The sequence below is a fragment of the Amycolatopsis sp. NPDC050768 genome (assembly GCF_040654155.1).
GTDB lineage: Bacteria > Actinomycetota > Actinomycetes > Mycobacteriales > Pseudonocardiaceae > Amycolatopsis.
In genome coordinates, this window is the sequence record NZ_JBFAHL010000019.1 from 1 (window position 1) to 19,404 (window position 19,404).

21 protein-coding genes are annotated in these 19,404 nt (G+C 71.6%); 8 read left to right on the top strand and 13 right to left on the bottom strand.

The genetic code is table 11. The features are described from left to right. Positions 1 to 65 precede the first annotated feature (65 nt). The 3 genes from AB0H62_RS39635 to AB0H62_RS39645 are packed head-to-tail and all read left to right on the top strand — an operon-like array spanning position 66 to position 4,648. Entirely contained in the window at positions 66 to 2,156 is a 2,091-nt protein-coding gene (locus AB0H62_RS39635; protein WP_220247574.1) for a hydantoinase/oxoprolinase family protein, read from the top strand. A 3-nt stretch (positions 2,157 to 2,159) separates the two neighbouring features. Beyond that, on the top strand, positions 2,160 to 4,037 hold the full coding sequence (locus tag AB0H62_RS39640) for a hydantoinase B/oxoprolinase family protein (protein ID WP_360591808.1): 1,878 nt from the start codon (positions 2,160 to 2,162) through the stop codon (positions 4,035 to 4,037). Next, the gene (locus AB0H62_RS39645; protein ID WP_220239027.1) at positions 4,034 to 4,648 is read left to right on the top strand and encodes an isochorismatase family protein; all 615 of its coding nucleotides are present in this window, start codon (positions 4,034 to 4,036) and stop codon (positions 4,646 to 4,648) included. Before AB0H62_RS39640 ends, AB0H62_RS39645 begins: the two co-directional genes overlap by 4 nt. Before the next feature lie 66 nt (positions 4,649 to 4,714). Here the strand turns inward: AB0H62_RS39645 and AB0H62_RS39650 are convergent, their stop codons facing one another. The 6 genes from AB0H62_RS39650 to AB0H62_RS39675 form a co-directional block, all read right to left on the bottom strand. Then, positions 4,715 to 4,909 carry an antitoxin gene (locus AB0H62_RS39650; protein ID WP_220239028.1) on the bottom strand — a complete coding sequence of 65 codons (195 nt, stop codon included), beginning with the start codon at positions 4,907 to 4,909 and terminating at the stop codon, positions 4,715 to 4,717. A gap of 114 nt (positions 4,910 to 5,023) precedes the next feature. Beyond that, complete coding sequence (locus tag AB0H62_RS39655; RefSeq protein ID WP_220239029.1) at positions 5,024 to 5,323, bottom strand: putative quinol monooxygenase; 300 nt, start codon at positions 5,321 to 5,323, stop codon at positions 5,024 to 5,026. Between the two features lie 49 nt (positions 5,324 to 5,372). Continuing rightward, complete coding sequence (locus tag AB0H62_RS39660) at positions 5,373 to 5,639, bottom strand: hypothetical protein (protein WP_220239030.1); 267 nt, start codon at positions 5,637 to 5,639, stop codon at positions 5,373 to 5,375. 94 nt (positions 5,640 to 5,733) lie between these two features. Then, positions 5,734 to 5,967, bottom strand: a complete 234-nt coding sequence (locus tag AB0H62_RS39665; protein ID WP_220239031.1) for a non-oxidative hydroxyarylic acid decarboxylases subunit D — start codon at positions 5,965 to 5,967, stop codon at positions 5,734 to 5,736. Positions 5,968 to 5,990: 23 nt separating this feature from the next. Then, positions 5,991 to 7,412, bottom strand: coding sequence for a non-oxidative hydroxyarylic acid decarboxylases subunit C (locus AB0H62_RS39670; RefSeq protein ID WP_360591809.1), 1,422 nt, complete (start codon positions 7,410 to 7,412; stop codon positions 5,991 to 5,993). Beyond that, positions 7,382 to 7,987, bottom strand: a complete 606-nt coding sequence (locus AB0H62_RS39675; protein WP_220239033.1) for a non-oxidative hydroxyarylic acid decarboxylases subunit B — start codon at positions 7,985 to 7,987, stop codon at positions 7,382 to 7,384. The genes AB0H62_RS39670 and AB0H62_RS39675 overlap by 31 nt, the downstream gene beginning before the upstream one ends. 78 nt (positions 7,988 to 8,065) lie before the next feature. Between AB0H62_RS39675 and AB0H62_RS39680 the strand changes: the two genes are divergently transcribed. Continuing rightward, entirely contained in the window at positions 8,066 to 8,473 is a 408-nt protein-coding gene (locus AB0H62_RS39680; RefSeq protein ID WP_220239034.1) for a MarR family winged helix-turn-helix transcriptional regulator, read from the top strand. Between the two features lie 45 nt (positions 8,474 to 8,518). Then, the gene (locus AB0H62_RS39685; protein WP_220239035.1) at positions 8,519 to 9,613 is read left to right on the top strand and encodes a CaiB/BaiF CoA-transferase family protein; all 1,095 of its coding nucleotides are present in this window, start codon (positions 8,519 to 8,521) and stop codon (positions 9,611 to 9,613) included. Here the strand turns inward: AB0H62_RS39685 and AB0H62_RS39690 are convergent. Further along, the gene (locus AB0H62_RS39690) at positions 9,591 to 9,869 is read right to left on the bottom strand and encodes a hypothetical protein (RefSeq protein WP_360591810.1); all 279 of its coding nucleotides are present in this window, start codon (positions 9,867 to 9,869) and stop codon (positions 9,591 to 9,593) included. The genes AB0H62_RS39685 and AB0H62_RS39690 overlap by 23 nt on opposite strands. Positions 9,870 to 10,291: 422 nt before the next feature. On the opposite strand from AB0H62_RS39690, the gene AB0H62_RS39695 reads away from it, so the two are divergent. Then, the gene (locus tag AB0H62_RS39695; RefSeq protein WP_360591811.1) at positions 10,292 to 10,561 is read left to right on the top strand and encodes a hypothetical protein; all 270 of its coding nucleotides are present in this window, start codon (positions 10,292 to 10,294) and stop codon (positions 10,559 to 10,561) included. Between the two features lie 229 nt (positions 10,562 to 10,790). On the opposite strand, the gene AB0H62_RS39700 is transcribed toward AB0H62_RS39695, so the two are convergent. After that, positions 10,791 to 11,726: a LysR family transcriptional regulator gene (locus tag AB0H62_RS39700; RefSeq protein ID WP_220239038.1), complete on the bottom strand. Its 936-nt coding sequence runs from the start codon at positions 11,724 to 11,726 to the stop codon at positions 10,791 to 10,793. Between the two features lie 192 nt (positions 11,727 to 11,918). On the opposite strand from AB0H62_RS39700, the gene AB0H62_RS39705 reads away from it, so the two are divergent. Both AB0H62_RS39705 and AB0H62_RS39710 read left to right on the top strand, forming a co-directional pair. Then, positions 11,919 to 13,163: an MFS transporter gene (locus tag AB0H62_RS39705; protein ID WP_220239039.1), complete on the top strand. Its 1,245-nt coding sequence runs from the start codon at positions 11,919 to 11,921 to the stop codon at positions 13,161 to 13,163. A 10-nt stretch (positions 13,164 to 13,173) separates the two neighbouring features. Next, on the top strand, positions 13,174 to 13,566 hold the full coding sequence (locus AB0H62_RS39710; RefSeq protein ID WP_220239040.1) for a PPOX class F420-dependent oxidoreductase: 393 nt from the start codon (positions 13,174 to 13,176) through the stop codon (positions 13,564 to 13,566). 3 nt (positions 13,567 to 13,569) lie between these two features. On the opposite strand, the gene AB0H62_RS39715 is transcribed toward AB0H62_RS39710, so the two are convergent. From AB0H62_RS39715 to AB0H62_RS39735, 5 genes are all read right to left on the bottom strand, one after another. After that, the gene (locus AB0H62_RS39715) at positions 13,570 to 14,787 is read right to left on the bottom strand and encodes a cytochrome P450 (RefSeq protein ID WP_360591812.1); all 1,218 of its coding nucleotides are present in this window, start codon (positions 14,785 to 14,787) and stop codon (positions 13,570 to 13,572) included. Positions 14,788 to 15,035: 248 nt separating this feature from the next. Next, positions 15,036 to 16,595, bottom strand: a complete 1,560-nt coding sequence (locus AB0H62_RS39720; protein WP_220239042.1) for a metallophosphoesterase family protein — start codon at positions 16,593 to 16,595, stop codon at positions 15,036 to 15,038. 172 nt (positions 16,596 to 16,767) lie between these two features. After that, the gene (locus AB0H62_RS39725) at positions 16,768 to 17,304 is read right to left on the bottom strand and encodes an HD domain-containing protein (RefSeq protein ID WP_220239043.1); all 537 of its coding nucleotides are present in this window, start codon (positions 17,302 to 17,304) and stop codon (positions 16,768 to 16,770) included. Further along, entirely contained in the window at positions 17,301 to 18,122 is an 822-nt protein-coding gene (locus AB0H62_RS39730) for an inositol monophosphatase family protein (RefSeq protein WP_220239044.1), read from the bottom strand. Before AB0H62_RS39730 ends, AB0H62_RS39725 begins: the two co-directional genes overlap by 4 nt. Before the next feature lie 76 nt (positions 18,123 to 18,198). After that, complete coding sequence (locus tag AB0H62_RS39735; protein WP_360591813.1) at positions 18,199 to 19,404, bottom strand: alpha-D-ribose 1-methylphosphonate 5-triphosphate diphosphatase; 1,206 nt, start codon at positions 19,402 to 19,404, stop codon at positions 18,199 to 18,201.

Consider the following 19,404-nt stretch of genomic DNA (forward strand, 5'->3'; position numbering starts at 1 on the left):
GCTCAGGCGGTGCGATCGGCCCCCGGCCGATCCGACCGCCTGAGCGAGACGCCGGCTCCCAGGCGATCTCGCACGCCTCGGCGGAGCCGAGGCCAAATTACCGACTCGGTGTCGACGTCGGCGGCACCTTTACCGACGTGCTGCTGGTCGAGGAGACGACCGGCGGCACCTGGCGGGCGAAGACCCCGTCCACCCCCGCGGACCAGTCGGTCGGCGTCCGCAACGGCATCGCGAAGGTGTGCGCCGACGCGGGCATCGCGCTGAGCGAGGTCGCGCAGGTGCTGCACGGCACGACCGTGGCCACCAACGCCATCCTCGAAGGCAAGGGTGCCCGCGTGGGGCTCGTGACCACGCGCGGGTTCCGCCAGGTGCTGCAGATCGCGCGCTCCTACGTCCCGGGCGGGCTCGCCGGCTGGATCATCTGGCCGAAGCCGGAACCCTTGGCGGCGCTGGAGAACACCGTCGAGGTCGACGAGCGCATCGCCAGCGACGGCGGGGTGATCCGCCAGCTCGACGAGGCCGACGTGCGGGCCCAGCTGGAGAAGCTGCGCGGCCGCGGGATCCAGGCGCTCGCCGTGTCGCTGATCAACTCCTTCGCCGACTCCGCGCACGAGCGCCGCGTGGCCCGGATCGCCGCCGAAGTGCTGCCCGGCGTGCCGGTGTCGCTGTCGTCGGACGTGCTGCCCGAGCTGCGCGAGTACGAGCGCACGGTCACCACCGTCGCCAACGGCTACGTGCAGCCGCAGGTGAAGAAGTACGTCGAGACGCTGGCGAGTGAGCTCGCCGGCAGCGGCGTGGCCGGCGAGCTGGCCATCCTGCGCAGCGACGGTGGCCTTTCGGGGGCCGACGCCGCTGTCGCCGCCCCCGTGACGATGCTGCTGTCCGGCCCCGCCGGCGGCGTGACCGGCGCGGTGTGGGTGGCCGAGCAGTGCGGCCACCGCGACCTCATCACGTTCGACATGGGCGGCACGTCCACCGACGTCGCGCTCGTGCAGGACCTCAACCCGCGCATCGGCCGCGAGACGCAGGTCGGTGACCTCACCGTTCGGGCGTCCAGTGTGGACGTTCGTACGGTCGGCGCCGGCGGCGGATCCATCGCCCACGTACCGGAACTGACGAAGGCGCTGCGCGTCGGCCCGCAGTCGGCGGGTGCCGACCCCGGCCCCGCCGCGTACGGCAAGGGCGGCACGGAGCCGACGGTGACCGACGCCAACGTGGTCCTCGGCTACCTGCCCGCACAGCTGGCCGGCGGCGAGATCACGCTCGACGTCGAAGCCGCCCGCACGGCCGTCGCCAAGGTGGCCGGCGCGATGGGCCTGCCGAGCGTCGAGGCCGCGGCGGCCGGGATCATCGACATCGTCAACGAGAACATGCTCGGTGGCCTGCGGCTCGTCTCAGTGCAGCAGGGTTTCGACCCGCGCGACTTCGCGCTCGTCGCGTTCGGCGGCGCGGGTCCCTTGCACGCCAACGCCCTCGGCAAGCTCACCGGCGCGTGGCCCGTGATCGTGCCGCCGTCACCCGGCGTGCTGTGCGCGCTGGGCGACGCGACCACGAGCCTGCGGGACGTGTCGGCCCGCACCGTGCTGCGCCGCTTCGCCGACCTCACCGGCGCCGAGCTCGTGCAGATCCTGCGCGAGCTGGGTGACGAGGCCGGTGGCCGGCTCGTGGAGCAGGGGCTCGACCGCGCCGACCAGACGCTCGGTTTCCAGGTCGACGTGCGCTACCACGGCCAGGGTTTCGAGATCCCGGTCGAGGTCGACCCGGCGTCGCTGGACACCCCCGACACCGCGCTCGACCTGCTGGCCAAGCACTTCGACGCCGAGCACGACCGGCTGTTCTCCTTCCTGCTCAACGTGGACCACGAGCTGGTCAACGCCCGCGCCACCGTCACCGGCCCGCGCCCGTCGGTGGCGGCCGTGACGCTGGCCGAGGGCACCGGCGACCCGGTGGCCGCGCTGGTGGACACGCACCCGATCCACGTGTCGGGCAAACAGCTCGAGGCGAAGGTCTACGACCGCGCGAAGCTCCTGGCCGGTGACGTCGTCGCCGGGCCCGCGATCGTGACCGAAATGGACTCCACGACCCTCGTGCTGCCCGAGCACGCCGCCACCGTGCACGCGTCGGGCAGCCTGCTGATCACCCCGCTGGAGGGCTGAACCTTGGCTGAGATCATCGAGACCGCCACCGGTGCGATCACCAGGTCCGAAGTGGACCCGGTCACCCTCGACCTCATCGAGAACGGGCTGCGCAACGCCCGTTACGAGATGGACGAGGTGCTCTTCCGCACCGCGCTGTCGCCCGGCATCCGCGAGCAGCACGACGAGTTCCCGCTCATCGGCGACCCGAGCGGCAAGATGGTGGTCGGCCAGTTCGGACTGTCCATCCCGGACTTCCTCGAGGGCTTCGACGACACCATCGAAGAGGGCGACGTGCTCATGACGTCGGACCCGTACGCGTGCGGGGCGGCGATCAGCCACGCCAACGACTGGCTGATCGTGATGCCGATCTACCACGAGGGCCGGCTCGTGGGCTGGGCCTCGATGTTCGGGCACATGTCCGACGTCGGTGGCAAGACCCCGTCCTCGATGCCCACCGACGCGCGCACGATCTACGAAGAGGGCGTGGTCGTCCCGCCGTTCAAGCTCTACCGCAAGGGAAAGCTGAACGAGGACGCCCTGCGGATCATCCTCAACCAGGTCCGCATGCCGGACTGGAACCGCGCCGACCTCAATGGGCTCGTCGCCGCCTGCCGCACGGCGTCGCGCCGCGTGGTGGAGATGTGCGACCGGTTCGGCACGGCGACCTACCTGTCCGCTTTGGACGCTCTGCTGCAGCGCAACTACGACGCGATGAAGATCCTGCTGCAGACGGTGTTCGAAGACGGCAGGACGATCAGCTTCACCGACTACATCTGCGACGACGGTGTGGGTTTCGGCCCCTACGAGCTGAAACTTTCCCTCACCCGCACCGGCGAGAAGGTGCACCTGGACTTCACGGGCAGCTCGCCGCAGGCCGCGGGGCCGATCAACTACTACATCAACGAGAACCTCACCCGGATGTTCTTCGGGATCTACATGATCACCGTGGCCGACCCGCAGATCCTGTGGAACGACGGGTTCTACCCGCTGGTCGACGTGACCATTCCGGACGGTTCCTACTGGAAGCCGAAACATCCCGCGTCGCTCAACGGCCGCAACCACGGCATCGGCCGCGTGTTCGACCTGTTCGGTGGCCTGCTCGGCCAGACGAACCCGGCGCTGCTCAACGCGGCGGGCTTCTCGTCCAGCCCGCACTTCATGTACTCCGGCAACTACTCGAGCGGTGAGCGCAAGGGCGAGTGGTTCCAGCTGTACTCGATCGGCTTCGGCGGCATCCCCGGCCGGCCGCTGGGCGACGGGCCCGACGGGCACTCGCTGTGGCCGAGCTTCGTCAACATCCCTTGTGAGTACCTGGAGTCCTACTACCCGCTGCGCATCGAACGCTGGGAGACCGTCGCCGACACCGGCGGCGCGGGCCTGCACCGCGGCGGCAACGGCGTGGACGTGACGTACGTGTTCGAGGAGCCCGGCACGATCGCGATCCACGACGACCGCTGGCTCACCTACCCGTGGGGCGTCAACGGCGGCGCACCCGGCGCTCGCGGGACCAAGTGGATCGACCGCGCGGACGGCACGAAGGAAGTGCTGCCCAGCAAGTGCCACGACGTTCCGGTGCACACCGGCGACGTGCTGCACTTCGTCACGTGGGGTGGCGGCGGCTGGGGCGACCCGCTGGAGCGCGACCCCGCGCTGGTGGGCCTGGAGGTCGAACGCGGTCTCGTGACGCCGGACGGCGCCCGCGGCTACGGTGTGGTCGTGGCGGTGGACGGCACTGTGGACACCGACGCGACGAAGACGTTGCGCGATCAGCTGCGCGCGTCGCGGCCGGCGGAGCTGCCCGTGTTCGACATGGGTCCGCCGATCGAGGAGCTGCTGGCCAACTGCGAGGCGGAGACCGGCCTGCCGGCGCCGCAGCGCCCGGTCTGGTCGGCGACATGAACGGGCCGCACGGGTCCGCGTTCTCCGGCCGGCTCGGCTGGGGAGCGCGGCCCGCGCTGCTCGTGATCGACCTCGTGCGCGCGTACACCGAGCCCGGCGGGCCGTTCGAGCTTCCCAGCCCAGGGCCTGCGGTCGAGGCGACCCGCGCGTTGCTCGAGGCCGCCCGCACGGCCGGACACCCGGTCGTGTGGACGTCGGTGGCCTACACGCGCGGCCTCGCCGACGGCGGGCTGTTCGTGGAGAAAGTCCCGGCGCTCAAGGCATTCGAGGCAGGTGCCGAGGGCGGCTGGGGCGAGATCGGCCCGCTGAAGCCCGAGCCGGGGGAAGTCGTGGTGGTCAAGCAGTACGCGTCGGCGTTCTTCGGCACCTCGCTGGCGTCCACTTTGCACGCGTCCGGTGTGGACACTCTGGTCGTCACCGGGGTCTCGACGTCCGGGTGCGTGCGAGCGTCCGCAATGGACGCGCTGAACCACGGGTTCCGGCCCCAAGTCGTGCGGCAGGCGTGCGCGGACCGAACGGAAGCCGTGCACGACAACAATCTGGTGGACCTCGACGCGAAGTATGCCGACGTCGTGGACCTCGACGAAGCGTTGGAGAACCTCAGGAAATAACCACGAGGGGCCTCCCCGGCCGGCTCGGGATACCGGCGGGGAGACCCCTCTTTGGTGCGGCCGCGACTACTTCTGCTGCTCGTCGCCGCCGAAGCGTTCCTTCAGCTTGTCGGCACCCTTCTGGATCTGGTCGCCGTGCTTGCCGCCGGTCTTTTCGTCGGCGACGTCGGCGGCCTTGTCCACGCCCTGGTCGACCTTGTCCGGGTGCTGGCCCGCGAACTCCTGCAGCTTCTCCTTGGCCTTGTCGAACATGCCGGCCATCTCTCGCTCCCTTCCGTCGTGCCGAATTCCGGTGAACGTTTCGAGGAGTACCCAGCAGCTCACCGGGTCAGCCTCATTGTCCCCTCATCGGGTGAGATGGGAGCGGGAGGTTTTTCAGTTGAAGCGGCCGGCTCCGTCGATGTAGGACACCTTGTCGACGGTGATCCCGCCCTCGAGCAGCTCGTCGGCCCGCGCGACCAGGCCGCGCAGCGCGTCGTTGCCACTGTGGACCTTCAACGCGTCGAGGTCGGCGAACATCTCGTAGAAGACGAACTCGTCCTCACGCTTGTTCAGCAGGTAGAGCAGGGTGCCCTCTTCCTGCCGAGCCGCGTCGACGAGCCCGCGCAGCAGCTGCTCCACCTCCGCCTCCTTGCCCGCTTTGGGACGGATGTAGGCGATCTGCGCGACTGTCATTCCTGACCTCCAAGACGAGGGTGTTCCCGGCTCTCCCAACCTACTGGGTTCAGGGTGCGACGGTGCTGTGGTGTTGGAAGGGCCATTGCGCCACCGGACGCGCGAGCAGCTCCTCCGGCGGGTCGGGCAGCCGCGGGGGAACGGCGTTCCAGCGCGCGATGACCACAACGCGGTCCTGTCCGCCCAGGTAGACGTCGGCACCGGCGAAATGCTCCGTGGCCGTGAGTTCCGGCACGGCGGTGGCCTCGACCCAGGACAGCAGGTCTTGCTGGCGGCCCGGCGCTGCGCGGACTTCCCACATCAGTGTGTCGCTCATGGCCGCGACTCTACTGTGCCGATCGTTACCAATCCGACCGCAGCCACGGCCGAATGGCTTCGCAGCAACGGCTACGTGCCGCGTGGGGGTCGACCTACTTTGGCCGGATCAGTAACGGCGGCACCGCGGGCACGTCAGTGGCGGCGGCGATGTCCTGCGCGGTCAGGCGGAACGCTTCGGGGTAGTGCGCACGCTGGGTGCGGCGGGCCGGTTCCGTGCTGCGCCAGGTGTAGCGGCAGCGCGCGCACTGGTGGACGGTCCACACCCCGGCGACGGGGGAGTCGGCGAGCTTCGCGACATCGGGGTGGTCACAACGGGGGCAGGTCACGGGCGAGGCTCCTTCCGGGGCGGTCATCGGGCGGCCAGCTTGCGCAGTTTGTCCACCCACGCGGCGGTTTCCGGCAGGTCCTTCACCGGCTGGCTGAAGTGGCCGCGCTCGTCCGGGGCGACGGGGGTGGTCGCGTCGATGATCATCTTGTGGGTGATGCCCGCCGGGTCGGCCGCCGGATCGAGGGCGACCACGGGCAGGTTCGGCAGCACCAGCACGTCGCCGGCGGGGTTGACCTTCGTGGACACCGCCCACATGACCCGGGGCAGGTCGAACGGGTCGACGTCCTCGTCGACCACGATCACGGTCTTCAGGTACCCGAGGCCGTGCGGCGTGGTCATGGCGCGCATGCCGACGGTTTTCGCGAAGCCGCCGTAGCGCGACTTCGTGGAGATGATCGCCAGCAGGCCGTGGGTGTACATGGCGTTCACCGCCCGCACCTCGGGGAACTCCGCCGTGAGCTGCTGGTGGACCGGCACGCAGGTGTTGGCGGCCATGAGGAAGTCGATCTCGGTCCACGGCATCCCGAGGTAGAGCGACTCGAACACCGGGTGCGTGCGGTAGGAGATCCGGTCGATCCGGATCACGGGCATGCTGCGCCCGCCGGAGTAGTGGCCGGTGAACTCGCCGAACGGGCCCTCCAGCTCGCGGCGCCGGCCGACGATCACGCCCTCCAGCACCACTTCCGCGCCCCACGGCACGTCGAGGCCGGTCAGCGGCGCGGCGTTGACGGGGGCGGGGGCACCGCGCAGGGCGCCGGCCAGCTCGTACTCGTTCTGGTCGTAGGCCAGGGGAGTGGCGGCGACGATGGGGATCACCGGGTCGTTGCCCAGCGCGATCGCCACCGGCAGGTCCTCGCCCGCGCGCTCGGCCTTGGCCAGCTGGAGCGCGATGTCGTGCATCGGCACGGGCTGGATGCCCAGCTCGGCGGGGCCTTTCACCTGCAGGCGGTAGATGCCGACGTTCTGCTTGCCGTCGTTGCCGGGGTCCTCGGGATCGCGCGAGACGACGGCGGCCTTGTCGAGGTAGAAGCCGCCGTCGCCGTCGTTGAGGCGGAACAGGGGCAGCACGGAGAACAGGTCGACGTCGTCGCCTTCGAGCACGTTTTCGGCCCACGGCGGGTCTTCGCGGCGCTCCACGGGCACGGGGAAGGTCTCCCAGCGGCGGATGAACTCGGCGACCTGGTCCTTCACGCCCGTGTCGGCGGGCAGACCCAGCGCGAGCGCGTGGTTGGCCCAGGAACCGTGGACGTTGAGGGCGACCCGGGCGTCGGTGAAGCCTTCGAGGTTGTCGAAATACAACGCGGGGGCGGCGTCGCCGAGCTTCGGCGCGGCGTTGGCGGCCGCGGCGAGGTCGGGCTCGGGGGAGACCTGCTCGGTCACCCGGACCAGCTGGCCTTCTTTGTCGAGCGTGGTCAGGAACGACCTGAGGTCGTCGTGGGGCATGGGTCCTCCTGCGGGTTCAGCCCGGTCCAGCGGCGGGCCGCGGGCGCGGACAGGCCGAACTGGTCGAGCACGCGCGCGACGACGTGGTCGAGCACGTCGTCGAGCGACTGCGGGTGGTTGTAGAAGGCCGGCATCGGCGGCACCATGACCGCGCCCATGCGGGTGAGCGCGAGCATGTTCTCCAGGTGGATCTCCGAAAGCGGCGTCTCGCGCGGGACCAGCACGAGCTTGCGCCGCTCCTTGAGCACCACGTCGGCGGCGCGGCCCAGTAGGCCGTCGGCGTAGCCGGTGCGGATGCCGGCGAGGGTTTTCATGCTGCACGGCACCACGATCATGCCGTCGGTGCGGAACGAGCCCGACGAGATCGAGGCCGCCTGGTCCTCGGGCGAGTGCACGACGTCGGCCAGTTCACCGACTTCGCGCGCGGACAGCGAGGTCTCCAGGTGGATGGTGGTGCGCGCCCAGCGGCTGAGCACAAGGTGCGTCTCCACGTCCGGCATCGCGCGCAGCACCTCGAGCAGCCGGATGCCGAACGGGGCGCCGGTCGCGCCCGTCATGCCGACGATCAGCCGCACGGCGGCACCTCCTCCGGGGTGTCGTTCACTGGATAAGTTCGTATACGAACCGTTCGCATTCATACTAACATGGCGATCATGACGAGCCGGATGGACGAGTCGGTCTTCCACGCGCTGCGGCGCGCGATGCAGGAGCACGGGGCCCGTTGGCAGGCGACGCTGCCGGGGCTCACGAAGCCGCAGTACGCCGTGCTGGTGGCGATCTCGGAGACGCCGGGGCTCGACCAGGCGTCGGCCGGGCAGCGGGCGGCCACGGACAAGGCGACGCTCGCGAACCTGCTGCTGCGCCTGGAAGAACGCGGGTTGATCACGCGCACCGTGGGTGCCGATCGGCGCCGCCGCGAGCTGCGGCTCACACCGGCGGGGGAGGAGCTGCTCGCCACGGCGATGCCTGTCGTCGATCGGGTGAACGAGTCGATGCTCGCGCCGCTCGACGACGAGGAACGGCGCCAGCTCGTGGCGCTGCTCACCAAATTGGCGCTGTGAGGCCCGGTAGGGTCGGGCGATCGGCACCGGAGCTGAGGAGGGCACGTGGCGGGACCGCTGAGCGGACTGAAGGTCGTGGAGCTGGCCGGGATCGGCCCGGGCCCGCACGCGTGCATGGTGCTCGCCGACCTGGGGGCCGACGTCGTGCGCGTGGAGCGTCCGTCTGGCTCGCTCGACCTCACCGGCGGCAAGGCGGACCCGTTGCTGCGCGGCCGGCGTTCCGTCGCGGCCGACCTGAAGACACCCGAAGGCCGTGACCTCGTGCTGCGGCTCGCCGCGAAGGCCGACGTGCTCGTGGAGGGCCTGCGTCCCGGCGTGACCGAACGCCTCGGCGTCGGCCCGGCCGACTGCCACGCGCTCAACCCGCGGCTGGTGTACGGCCGGATGACCGGCTGGGGCCAGGAGGGCCCGCTGGCGCAGCGCGCCGGGCACGACATCAACTACATCGGGCTCGTCGGCGTGCTCAACGCGATCGGCCGCGCGGGCGAGCGGCCGGTGCCGCCGCTCAACCTCGTGGGCGACTTCGGCGGCGGATCGATGTTCCTGCTCGTCGGCGTGCTTTCCGCGCTGTGGGAACGGGAGCGCACGGGCCTGGGCCAGGTCGTGGACGCCGCGATGGTCGACGGCACGAGCGTGCTCGCGCTGATGGTGTGGTCGTTGCGAGGCCTCGGCGTGTGGTCCGACGAGCGCGGCGTGAACCTGCTCGACGGCGGCGCGCCCTTCTACGACACCTACGTGTGCGCGGACGGCCGCTACGTCGCCGTCGGCGCACTGGAGCCGCAGTTCTACGCGGCACTGCTCGCCGGGCTCGGCCTGGAATCCGCGGATCTGCCGCCGCAGCTGGAGAAAACGAGCTGGCCGACGCTGCGGGCCGAGTTCACCAAGGCGTTCCTCTCGCGCACGCGCGACGAGTGGGCCGAGGTGTTCGGCGGCGTCGACGCGTGCGTCACCCCGGTGCTGGAGCCGGACGAGGTCGCGGCGCACCCGCACATCGCGGCGCGCGCCGGCCTGGTCGAGCTCGACGGGGTGCTGCAGCCCGCTCCCGCGCCGCGGTTTTCGCGGACGGCACCGGATCTGCCGTCTTCGCCGCCGAAGCCGGGCGCCGACACGGAAGCGGTCATCGCCGACTGGGGCGTGTGACGGGCACCGGTTCCTCGCTGCGTCGCGGGGCGAGCGCCGGCACGGCCACCGCGACCACGGCGCCGCACGCGCCGACGAAGACGAACACCGCCGGGTAGCCCAGCGACAGGGAGATCTGGCCGACCATCAGCGGGCCGAACGCGAGCGTCTGGTTCAGCGCGGCCACGAGGCAGCCGAAGATCACGATCGCGGCGAGGGCCACTCTCCGTTGGTAGTGCGTCCAGGGGAGGTGGCCGAGCCGGGCGGGCCGCGTCACGTCAGTCCCTTTCGGACATCAGTGCGAAGCGGCCGCGGGTGGTGCCGCTTCGGTTACCGCGGTACCGCCCCGCCGAGGGTGGTGGCGGGGCGGTACCTGATCGGGCGCGGTGGGGTCACCAATCGGCGCCGGAGACCACCTCGGCGGGCGGCACGGTCTCGGCACCGAGCGCGCACGCCAGGGCGGCGAGCTCGGCGGTCTGGACGGCCGGCGGGTTCACCAGTCGGCCTTGGGGGCGAGGGAAACAGAGTTCGTCGTCACGGGACAGGCTCCATTGCTCGATCGGCGGAAGGGGGCACGAGCGGGGAGAGGGGAAGTCTCGGAGTGGGCAGTGCCGGAGTGGGCAGTGCCGGAGTGGGAGAGGCCTCGGAAAGGGAGGTCTCCCCGTGGGAGGTTTCGGAGCGGCAGGTGGAGACAGTGGAATGGCCGCGTACGCGCCCCTTGGCGCCGCCCGCGGTCACCGGTCGGCCCCCTCGGCCGGCCGGGTCCGCCACGAGCAGCACCCCGGGATCGGGCACCGCGCCCACACCCCGCACGGCGGCGGCCGGCGGCCGCGACGCCCCGGGACCGAGAACGAGGACGTCGCGGACGCCCTCGAGGAGTCCGTCGTCGGACCGCGGGCTGTGCCCGGGGTGCGCCATTCGCCCTGGCGCCCCGACCGGATCCGTGCGGCCGATTTCCCGGCTGCGTGAGCCCGCCATCCGGGCCGTCGGCGCGCCCTGGCCCGTGCCGCCGCTTTCGCGCACGGCGGCTCGGAGCGCCTCGTCGGCGACCCCCGGCAGGCAGCGCAGGGTTGCCGCGGAAGGGGTCGCGCACACCCACGCGGAGGACTCGGGAGTCCTCGGGTGAACGGACGTGGCGGCCATGATCACGAAGCGTAGGGAGCCGGGTGGTGGTGAACAACGCCATCGCGCGGCGGGATCATTGCACGCGGCGTAACGGTCGCGACATGCGTTTGCCGTGGGTGCGGGCGATGCGCGCGAGGGTCTGCACGCTGCCGGCGACGGTGGAGCTGCGGTGCCATGCCAGGAAGATCGTGCGGCCGGAGAACGACGGGTCGTCGATGGGGATGCGGGTGATGCGGGGGTGCTGGTGGTCGTTCATGCCCTCCGGCACCACCGACACGCCGATTCCCGCGCCGACCATGGACTCGACGACGAACAGGTCGTTGCCCTCCACCGTGATCCGCGGGACGAAGCCGGCCCGCGCGCACGCGTTGACCATGTGCGTGCGGCTGCTCGAACCCGGTTCCATGGCGACGAACGGCCGCTCGCTCACCTCCCGCAGCGACACGCGCTTGCGCCCGGCGAGGTCGTCGCCGACGGGGACGGCCAGCAGCAGCGACTCGGTGAACAGCGGCTCCACCACGAGGTCCGACTCGGTCGGCGCCACCGACGAGAAGGCGGCGTCGGCGTCGCCGCGCAGCAGCGTCTCGACGACGCCGGTGGCCGGGCTTTGCGTGCAGCGCAGGCGCAGCTCGGGCCGTTCGGCGAGCAGGTCGGCCAGTACGCCCGGCACGAACCCCAGCCCCAGCGAGTACGTGTGCGCGATCCGCAGGAGCCGTTGCGGCTCGCCGGCGTCCGCGAGCGCCGCACCGACCGCGTCGGACCGCGCGCGCAGCACGGCGTGCGCTTCGCGCACCAGCACGTGGCCCGCCGGCAGCATCCGCACGCGGCGGCCGTCCTGCTCCACGAGCCGGATCTCCAGCTTCCGCTCCAGCGCGCGGATCCCGCGCTGGACCGTCGCCACGCTCACGCCGAGCTCCACGGCGGTCTGCCCGAAGTGCTCGGTGTCGGCGAAGCTCAGCAGCAGCTCCAGGTCCGCGAAAGTGACCTTGCCGGCGCGTCCGTCGTCCACCCGTCCGATTATCCGCCGAGGGTCGAGGTGACGGATGTCGCTGCGAATGTCACCTTTCCGGCCTGGTCGTGCGGGATGTCGTTCCACCAGCCGCGATGCAAGTGCCGGGTGGCGCGAGAGAGGGGTCCGAAAGTACCGTTGCCGCTGCCCCGATGGTCATTTCGGCGGCCCGGTCCCGCTATCGTCATCCGGATGCGGGGGCTGGGGGCGGATTTCCGACGGTTGTGGTGGGCGTTCACCGCGAGCGAGACGGGTTCGGCCATCGGCTACGGCGCGATGCCCCTCGTGGCGGTGCTGATCCTGCACGCGTCCGCCGCAGAGGTGTCCCTGCTCGCCGCGATCCCCGGCCTCGCCGGCGCGCTGATCTCCCTGCCGATCGGCGGGTTCGTGGAGTTCCGGCGGAAACGGCCGGTGATGATCACCGCCGACGTCGTGCGGTTCGTCGCCCTCGCGAGCGTGCCGGTGGCGATCGGGCTCGGCGCGGTGTCGCTGGCTCAGCTGTACGTGGTCGGTGTCGTGCAGACGGTCGCGCTCGTCGCCTTCACCGCTGCCAGCGGAGCGCACCTACGGGCACTGGTCACCGCGCGCCAGCGCGCCGAAGCCGCCAGCCGCTTCGAAGCCGCGAGCTGGACGGTGAACTCCGCCGGGCCACCCGTCGGCGGAGTGCTGGTCTCCCTGACCGGCCCGGCCGTGACGATGCTGGTCGACGCCGTCTCCTACCTCGCGTCCGCACTGGGCGTGCGCTCGCTGCGCAGCCCCGAGCCACCGCCGCCCGCGCGCACCACGTCGGCGCACGTCGGTCGCGACCTGCTCGAGGGCTGGCGCTACCTGCTGCACAGCCGCGAACTCGCGCTTCTGTTCGGCAACGCGCTGCTCTTCGGCTCCGCCGTGCTCGCCATCTCGCCGCTGGAGACCGTGTTCATGCTCGACGACCTGGGCTTCCGTCCGTGGCAGTACGGCCTCGTCATCGGCCTGCCCTGCCTGGGCGGCGTCCTGGGTGCCCGCCTCGCACCCCGCCTGGCGGCGCGCTTCGGCACGCGCCGGGTGCTGGTCTGGGCCGGGATCGCCCGCACGCCATGGGTGTTGGCCATCCCGTTCGTGGGGCCCGGCCTCGGCGGCGTGCTCGCGTTCCTGGCGATCGACACCCTGCTGCTGCTCGGCGCCGGGGTGTTCAACCCGCTGTTCAGCGCCCACCGCATGACGTTGACGCGCGAGGACATGATGGCGCGAGTCCTCGCCGGCTGGTCCGCCGGCAGCCGCCTGGTCCGGCCGCTGTTCATCGTCGCCGCGGGCCTCCTCGCGAGCGCCACGGACGTCCGGGTCGCGATCGCCGCCGCGGGTGTCCTTTGTGTCCTCAGTGTCCCGTTGCTCCTGGTCCCCGGAACCCGCGAAACCAGCACGGAACCTGACTCGATTACCCCCGCGACCGGCGGCTAGCGTGAGACCCATGGATCTCCCCGCCGGTCTTCTCGCTCTGCTGGAACAGCCGAGCCTCTGCTTCATCGCCACGACCATGCCCGACGGCTCGCCGCAGCTGACGCAGACGTGGGTGGACACCGACGGCAAGCACATCCTCGTCAATACGGTCGAGGGTTTCCGCAAGGTGCGCAACATCGAGCGCGACCCGCGGGTGGCGCTGAACATCGCGGACGCGACGCACCCGTTCCGCTACTTCACCGTCCGCGGGCGCGTGCTGGAGGCGACCACCGAAGGCGCCGCCGAGCACATCGACAAGCTCGCGCTCCGCTACACCGGGCAGCCCTACGCGTGGTACGGCGGGCGCGACCAGGTGCGGCTGTTGCTGCGTATCGAGGCCGAGCACATCGGGTCGATGGGCTGAAGCTCAGAACAGCCGCACCGGCAAGGACTCGTGCCCGTTGGTGATGAACGACGCCAGCGGGTGCAAGTCCTCGGCGGGAACGGCCAGCGCCAGCTCCGGAAACCGCGCGAACAGCGCGGGCAGCGCGATTTCTGCCTCCATCCGAGCCAGCGGCGCGCCCAGGCAGTAGTGCGCGCCGTGGCCGAACGCCAGCGACGACTTGTTCGCCCGCGTCACATCGAAAACCCCGGCGTCGGGGCCGTAGCACGCTTCATCGCGCCCGGACGGGCCGAACGAGGCCAGGATCGGGTCCCCGGCGTGGATCGTGGTGCCGGCGACGTCGATGTCGGCCAGGGCGTAGCGCAGGGGCAGGTGGGAGACGGGCGACTGCCAGCGCAGGCTTTCGTCGATCACGTCGGACCAGCCGCGGTCGCCGTCGAGCACGAGGCGCAGCTGCGCGGGGTGCGTGAGCAGCGCGGCCACGGACTGGTCGAGGAGATTGACCGTGGTCTCGTGCCCGGCCGTGATCACCAGCATCAGCGAGTCGAGCAGTTCCGCGTCTGTCAGGGCGGAGCCGTCGTCGTCGCGCGCGGAGATGAGGACGGTGGCCAGGTCGTCGCCGGGCTCGGCGCGGCGCGTCTCCACGAGGTCGCCCAGCAGCTCGTACAGCCGCGCGACGTTGGCGGTCGCCTCCTCAGCCGTGGCCGACGTCGCGAACAGTCCCGCGACGCCCTCGCGCAACCCCGGCCGTGACTCCTCCGGCACGCCCACGAGCCGGCAGATCACCTCGATCGGCAGCGAGTAGCAGTAGCTCTCGCGCAGGTCGGTGTGCGCGGGCCCGGCGGCGAGGCCGTCGAGCAGGTCCGCGGTGAGCTCCTCGATCCGCGGCCGCATGCCCTCGATGCGCCGCGGTGTGAACGCCTGCGACACCAGCGAACGCAGCCGGCGGTGCTCGCTGCCGTAGGCGGTGAACATGTTCTGCACCGAAACCCAGATGTGCAGCGGCCAGTCTTCGGGGATCTCGCCGGCGCGGTAGGCGGGCCAGTGCCGCCGCGGGTCCTTGGACACGCGCGGGTCGGTGAGCAGCTGTTTCAACACTGCGGGGCTCGTGACCGCCCACGCCGGCACGCCACCCGGCAACTCGACCGGCGTCAGCGGCCCGCGTTCGCGCAGCCGCGCGCCTTCGCCGTGCACGTCGCGCGCGGCGGGGTCGAGCACGAAGGGGGTCGCGGTGTGGTCCATCGGCAGGCGCTCCTCGCTGGCCGGTGTGTCCACAGAGGACGGTTGTCCTCGCCGAGCACCGGTGCCGGGAACCGTAGCGCGCGACCCACCCGAACCGTCCCCCGGGAAGGGGTCCGGATGATCATTCAGGGTGAAGACCGTCAAGAGGGGTTGACGCGCCCCGAACGCGCGCCCCGGACGCGCCCTGGACGCGGAAAAGGGCGCCACCCCGGCCCACCCGGATGGCGCCCCGCCCTCGGAGATTCCGCTCAGCCGTCGGAGCGGCGGCGGTGCAGCGAGAACTTCTCGAACACCGAAAGCTCGCCGTGCGGCTTGTTCACGTTGTAGTAGGTCACGTGCATGGTCGTCGTGTCGCCGCGGTGGCGGCCCGGGTCCACGGTGAAGGACGCGAAACCGTAGGGGTGCTCCTCGTCGCGGACCGCGCTCCACACGGCCTGCTCCTTGACGTAGGTCGACACGCGCTTGCCCGTGCCCGGGTCGGCCTTCGCGGAGACGGCGGTGATGACCTTGCCTGTGCCGTCCTTGAAGAAGCTGCCGTTGGTCGTGCCGGAGACCCCGCCGCCGCCGAGGATCATGTGCACGGTGCCGTGCGAGGCGTCGATGTTGTCGGTCGCCGTCGAGACCGGGTTCGGCGTGAGCGTCTCGCTGCCGGAGACCACGCCGTGCACGGCCAGCGAGCGCTCGTAGTCGTGCTCGTGCCCGCACAGCACCAGGTCCACCCCGTACTGGTCGAACAGCGGTCCGTACTTCTCGCGCAGGCCGAGGTCGGCGCCGTTGGCGTCCGACGTGCTGATCATGACCTGGTGCATCGCGACGACGATCCAGTCGATGTCGTTCGACGCGCGGGCCGCGGCCAGCTCCTTCTTCAGCCACGCGAGCTGGCGGCCGCCGGAGTAACCGCTGATGTAGACGTCGCCCCCGTCCTGCAGGGCGTTGTCGTCGTTCTGCAGCACGATCACGCGCACCGAACCGGCGGTGAAGCTGTACCAGAGGCCGGCCAGCTCGCGGTCGGTCTCGGTCGAGGGCAGCTGGAAGTAGGCCTGGTACGCGCCGAGGCCGATCTCGCCGTTGAGCTTCTCGATCTCGTGGTTGCCCGCGGCGGGCATCCACGGCCGGTAGCGCGCGGAGCGGGTGTTGTTGGTGAAGAAGTTGTTCCACGTGCGCACGCGGTCGACATCGAGGTTCGCGTAGCAGAGGTCGCCGTTGAGCAGGTGGAACAGCGGCGCGACCGTCTCGATACCGGTGACGATGTCCTTGGTCGCCGGCGTGGAGTTGGCGTCGAGGCCCACGGCGCCCGCGGCGTTCCAGGTGACCTGCGGCGCCGACTGGTCGCCGAAGCTGGTGAACGTGAAGGCCGAGCGGCCGCTCGGGGCGGTGCGGAAGGTGGCCGCGTCGGGCGTCGCGCCGTCGTGCTGCGCGGCGTAGATGTACTCGGTGCCCGGGCGCAGGTGGTCGAGCAGCGCGTGGTGCACCCACACGGTGCGGCCGGACGTGCCGTCGACGTACGTGCGCGTGTCGGCCTGCGCCACGGCGCCGAAGCCGCCGTCGAGCGTCCCGTACAGCACGCGCGGCTTGCGCACGGAGGCTTCGGTGATCCACGAGACCACCATCTGGCGCGCGGGGTCGCGGCCGAAGGTGAGGTGCAGGCCCTGCACCGGCGTGGTGCCGGAGCCGACCTGCGGCACGAACGCGGCGCTCTGCGGCGCGGCGGCGGCCACTCCGGTGCCCAGCAGGGGCACTGCGGCGCCCGCGCCCAGCAGGCCCAGAGCCCCCCGGCGGCTTACGGTGTGTTTGCTGGTCTCGGACATGACCCTCCTCGGCTTCGGCCAGGAGAACCTAGGCGCGCAGGCCGACGCGGTGATGAACGAGACCTGTCAGCCGCGTGAAGTGTCTCCGAGCGCGGGTGTCCGCTCTGGGCCGGACGGTCCAATCAGGACACCCGCGCACCGGAACTTTTCGGGCATAGGCGGCGAAACCGCGTCAGCGGCTCGCGAGGAACCGGTCGTACGCGGCGACCACATCGGCGGTCGCCAGCGCCGGGCCGTCCGGGTCCTTGGCGTCGTCGTCCCAGCGGCGGACGAGCACGGCCTCCTCGGCGTTCGGGTGGGACGCGAACTCGGCGACCTCCTGGGCCGTCATCGGGCCGCCCTGGACCTTCAGCGACGCGACGGACGCGGGGCTGAGGTGGTCGTGGTACTCGGCGTCGGTGGCGACGAGGTAGCGCTTGGCCGGCACGTGCTGCGCGATGATCCACGCGGCGCGCTCGCCGAGATGGCGGCGGGCGAACTCGGCGCCGGACAGCTCGTGCGGCAGGCCCGGCCACTCCTCGCGGACGGCCCGGGCGCGGCCGATGTCGTGCAGCGTCGCGGCGAGGACGAGCTCGTCGTCGCCGCCGTGCTGCTTGGCGAACCAGCCGGCTTGCAGCGCGTGGGTGCGCTGGTCCACGGCCTCGCCGCCGTAGGGCAGGCCGGCGAGACCGTCGACGAGCTCGGCCAGCGCTTCTCGGGTGAGGGTCACGGCTTCTCCTTCAGCGTGCTCACGAGCTCTTCCGCGAGCTCGCGGGTGGCGGCGACGACACCGGACCAGCGGCGCGTCAGGTCGGGGTCGATCTCCAGCGGACGGCCGTTCACGTCGAGCACGGCGCCGCCGGCGGCGGGGACCATCACCATCGCCGCGGCGAGGTCCATGATCCGGTGGGTGTCGGAGCCCGCGTCGGCGAACGCGTCGGTGGAGCCCTCGGCGACCAGGGCCGCCTCGAGGCAACTGGTGGACAGGATCCGCACGCGCGAGGCGCGCTTGGCCACGCGCCACCACGCGTCGTCGTCGGGGCCGTGGGGGCGCAGCAGGCTCACGGCCGCGCCGTCGAGTTCGCGGCGGCCCGTGGTGCGATACGGCGTCGGCCGGCCGGCGACGGCGTGCCAGCAGCGGCCGGTGTCGAGCCAGCAGGTCAGGGCCTCGGTCGCGACCCCGTCCACGGCCACGACCCCGGCGAACGCCGAGAGCGGCACGCCGGCGGCCGCGTTGGCGGTGCCGTCGACCGGGTCGACCACGAGCGTCACCGACGAACCGTGGTCGATCACGCCGATCTCTTCGCTCAGCAGGTTCACGCGGTGGGAGTCCACGACCTCGGCGACGGCGGTGTCGACGAGGATGTCCAGTCGCATCGTCGGCGTCCCGTCGGCGCCGATCTGCACCTTCTCCGCCAGCTCCGCGCGGGTGTGCTTCGCGCGGGCTGCCGCGAACGCGGCGACGGCCGCGCGGGTGGCGTCGGCGAGGGCGGGGTGCGTGCCCTCGGGGATCACGGGCTCGGGCACGGGCCATCCGATGAAACTCATGCGCGCACCTCGCTGCGCTCGGCGCCGCGGCTGAGCCGCGAAGCGCTGTGTCGATTCGATTCCCTCGCGAGCGCGGTCATGCCTTGCTCACCAGGGTGGTGTGGACGACCGGCCACCGCGGGCCCGCCGCGATGAGGGCCAGGTCGGCGCGCCGGCCGGGTTCGAGCCGGCCGCGGTCGTCGAGCCCCGCGACGGCCGCGGGACCGCTCGTGACGAGCCCGATGGCTTCGGACAGGGTCACGAGGCCGTCGTCGACGAGCGCGAACGCCGCCGCGAGCAGGCCCGAGGGCAGGTAGTCCGACGCGAGCGCCGTCACCAGGCCCAGCGCGACGAGGTCGCGGCCCGACGCGTTGCCGTTGTGCGAGCCGCCGCGCAGCACGTTCGGCGCGCCCATCACCACGGGCAGGCCGCGTTCACGAGCCTCGCGCGCCGCCTCGACGGTGGTCGGGAACTCGGCGACGGAACCGCCGCGTTCCACCAGCTCGCCGATTTCCTGCGCCGACGCCGGATCGTGGCCCAGCAGGCGGATCCGGCCCGCGCGGGCCTGCTCGCCGAGCCACGCCATCGCGTCCTCGCGCACGCCGAGCCGGCCGTCGCGCTCGGAGATCAGGTTGGTCACGTGCTCCGCCGCTTCCTGCTCCGACAGCCCGCGCACGCCCATGAGGTAACGCTCGTAGTAGCTGCGGTCGGCGTACTGGCCCTGACCCGGCGTGTGGTCCTCGTGCGACACGAGCGGCGCGACACCGGCGTCCGGGGCCTCGGCGATCCGGCTCTGCAGCGCCTGGAGACCTTCGGGGGAGCGGACGTCGAGCCGGTAGAGGATCCGGTGGTCCACCAGGTTCGCCGAGCGCTCGTCCACCGCGTGGCACACGTCGTGGGCGCGCTCGACCGTGCGGGCGAGCCCGCGGCCGTGGCTCTGCTCGAACCCGGCGCCGTGGAACGCGGTCGTCACCGCCGCTGCGCGCAGCTTGCCCTCGAACGACAGCAGCGCGAACTCCATCGGCAGCTCGGCGCCGGGCCGCGGCAGGCGTTCCTTCTCCAGCCCGTCGCTGTGCACGTCGACCAAACCGGGGATGCACAGCAGGCCCTGACCGTCCACATCGGCCTCGACGCCCGGCGCGTGCGGCTCCACGGCGGCGACCACGCCGTCGCGCACCGCCACCAGCGCGTCGTCGAGCACGTGGTCCGGCAGCACCGCGCGCACGTGCCCGAGCACGTAGTCCGCGGGCGGCGCGCCGAGCGTCCACTGATCGGTTCGGGCCTCGAACACTTCGGTAGTCAT

Excerpts from the sequence above, each read along its gene's own strand:
- AB0H62_RS39645 (WP_220239027.1), top strand. The coding sequence starts at position 4,034 with ATGAACGGGCCGCACGGGTCCGCGTTCTCCGGCCGGCTCGGCTGGGGA.
- AB0H62_RS39650 (WP_220239028.1), bottom strand. The coding sequence starts at position 4,909 with ATGGCCGGCATGTTCGACAAGGCCAAGGAGAAGCTGCAGGAGTTCGCG.
- AB0H62_RS39655 (WP_220239029.1), bottom strand. The coding sequence starts at position 5,323 with ATGACAGTCGCGCAGATCGCCTACATCCGTCCCAAAGCGGGCAAGGAG.
- AB0H62_RS39660 (WP_220239030.1), bottom strand. The coding sequence starts at position 5,639 with ATGAGCGACACACTGATGTGGGAAGTCCGCGCAGCGCCGGGCCGCCAG.
- AB0H62_RS39670 (WP_360591809.1), bottom strand. The coding sequence starts at position 7,412 with ATGCCCCACGACGACCTCAGGTCGTTCCTGACCACGCTCGACAAAGAA.
- AB0H62_RS39680 (WP_220239034.1), top strand. The coding sequence starts at position 8,066 with ATGACGAGCCGGATGGACGAGTCGGTCTTCCACGCGCTGCGGCGCGCG.
- AB0H62_RS39695 (WP_360591811.1), top strand. The coding sequence starts at position 10,292 with ATGGCCGCGTACGCGCCCCTTGGCGCCGCCCGCGGTCACCGGTCGGCC.
- AB0H62_RS39705 (WP_220239039.1), top strand. The coding sequence starts at position 11,919 with ATGCGGGGGCTGGGGGCGGATTTCCGACGGTTGTGGTGGGCGTTCACC.
- AB0H62_RS39710 (WP_220239040.1), top strand. The coding sequence starts at position 13,174 with ATGGATCTCCCCGCCGGTCTTCTCGCTCTGCTGGAACAGCCGAGCCTC.
- AB0H62_RS39715 (WP_360591812.1), bottom strand. The coding sequence starts at position 14,787 with ATGGACCACACCGCGACCCCCTTCGTGCTCGACCCCGCCGCGCGCGAC.
- AB0H62_RS39720 (WP_220239042.1), bottom strand. The coding sequence starts at position 16,595 with ATGTCCGAGACCAGCAAACACACCGTAAGCCGCCGGGGGGCTCTGGGC.
- AB0H62_RS39730 (WP_220239044.1), bottom strand. The coding sequence starts at position 18,122 with ATGAGTTTCATCGGATGGCCCGTGCCCGAGCCCGTGATCCCCGAGGGC.
- AB0H62_RS39735 (WP_360591813.1), bottom strand. The coding sequence starts at position 19,404 with ATGACTACCGAAGTGTTCGAGGCCCGAACCGATCAGTGGACGCTCGGC.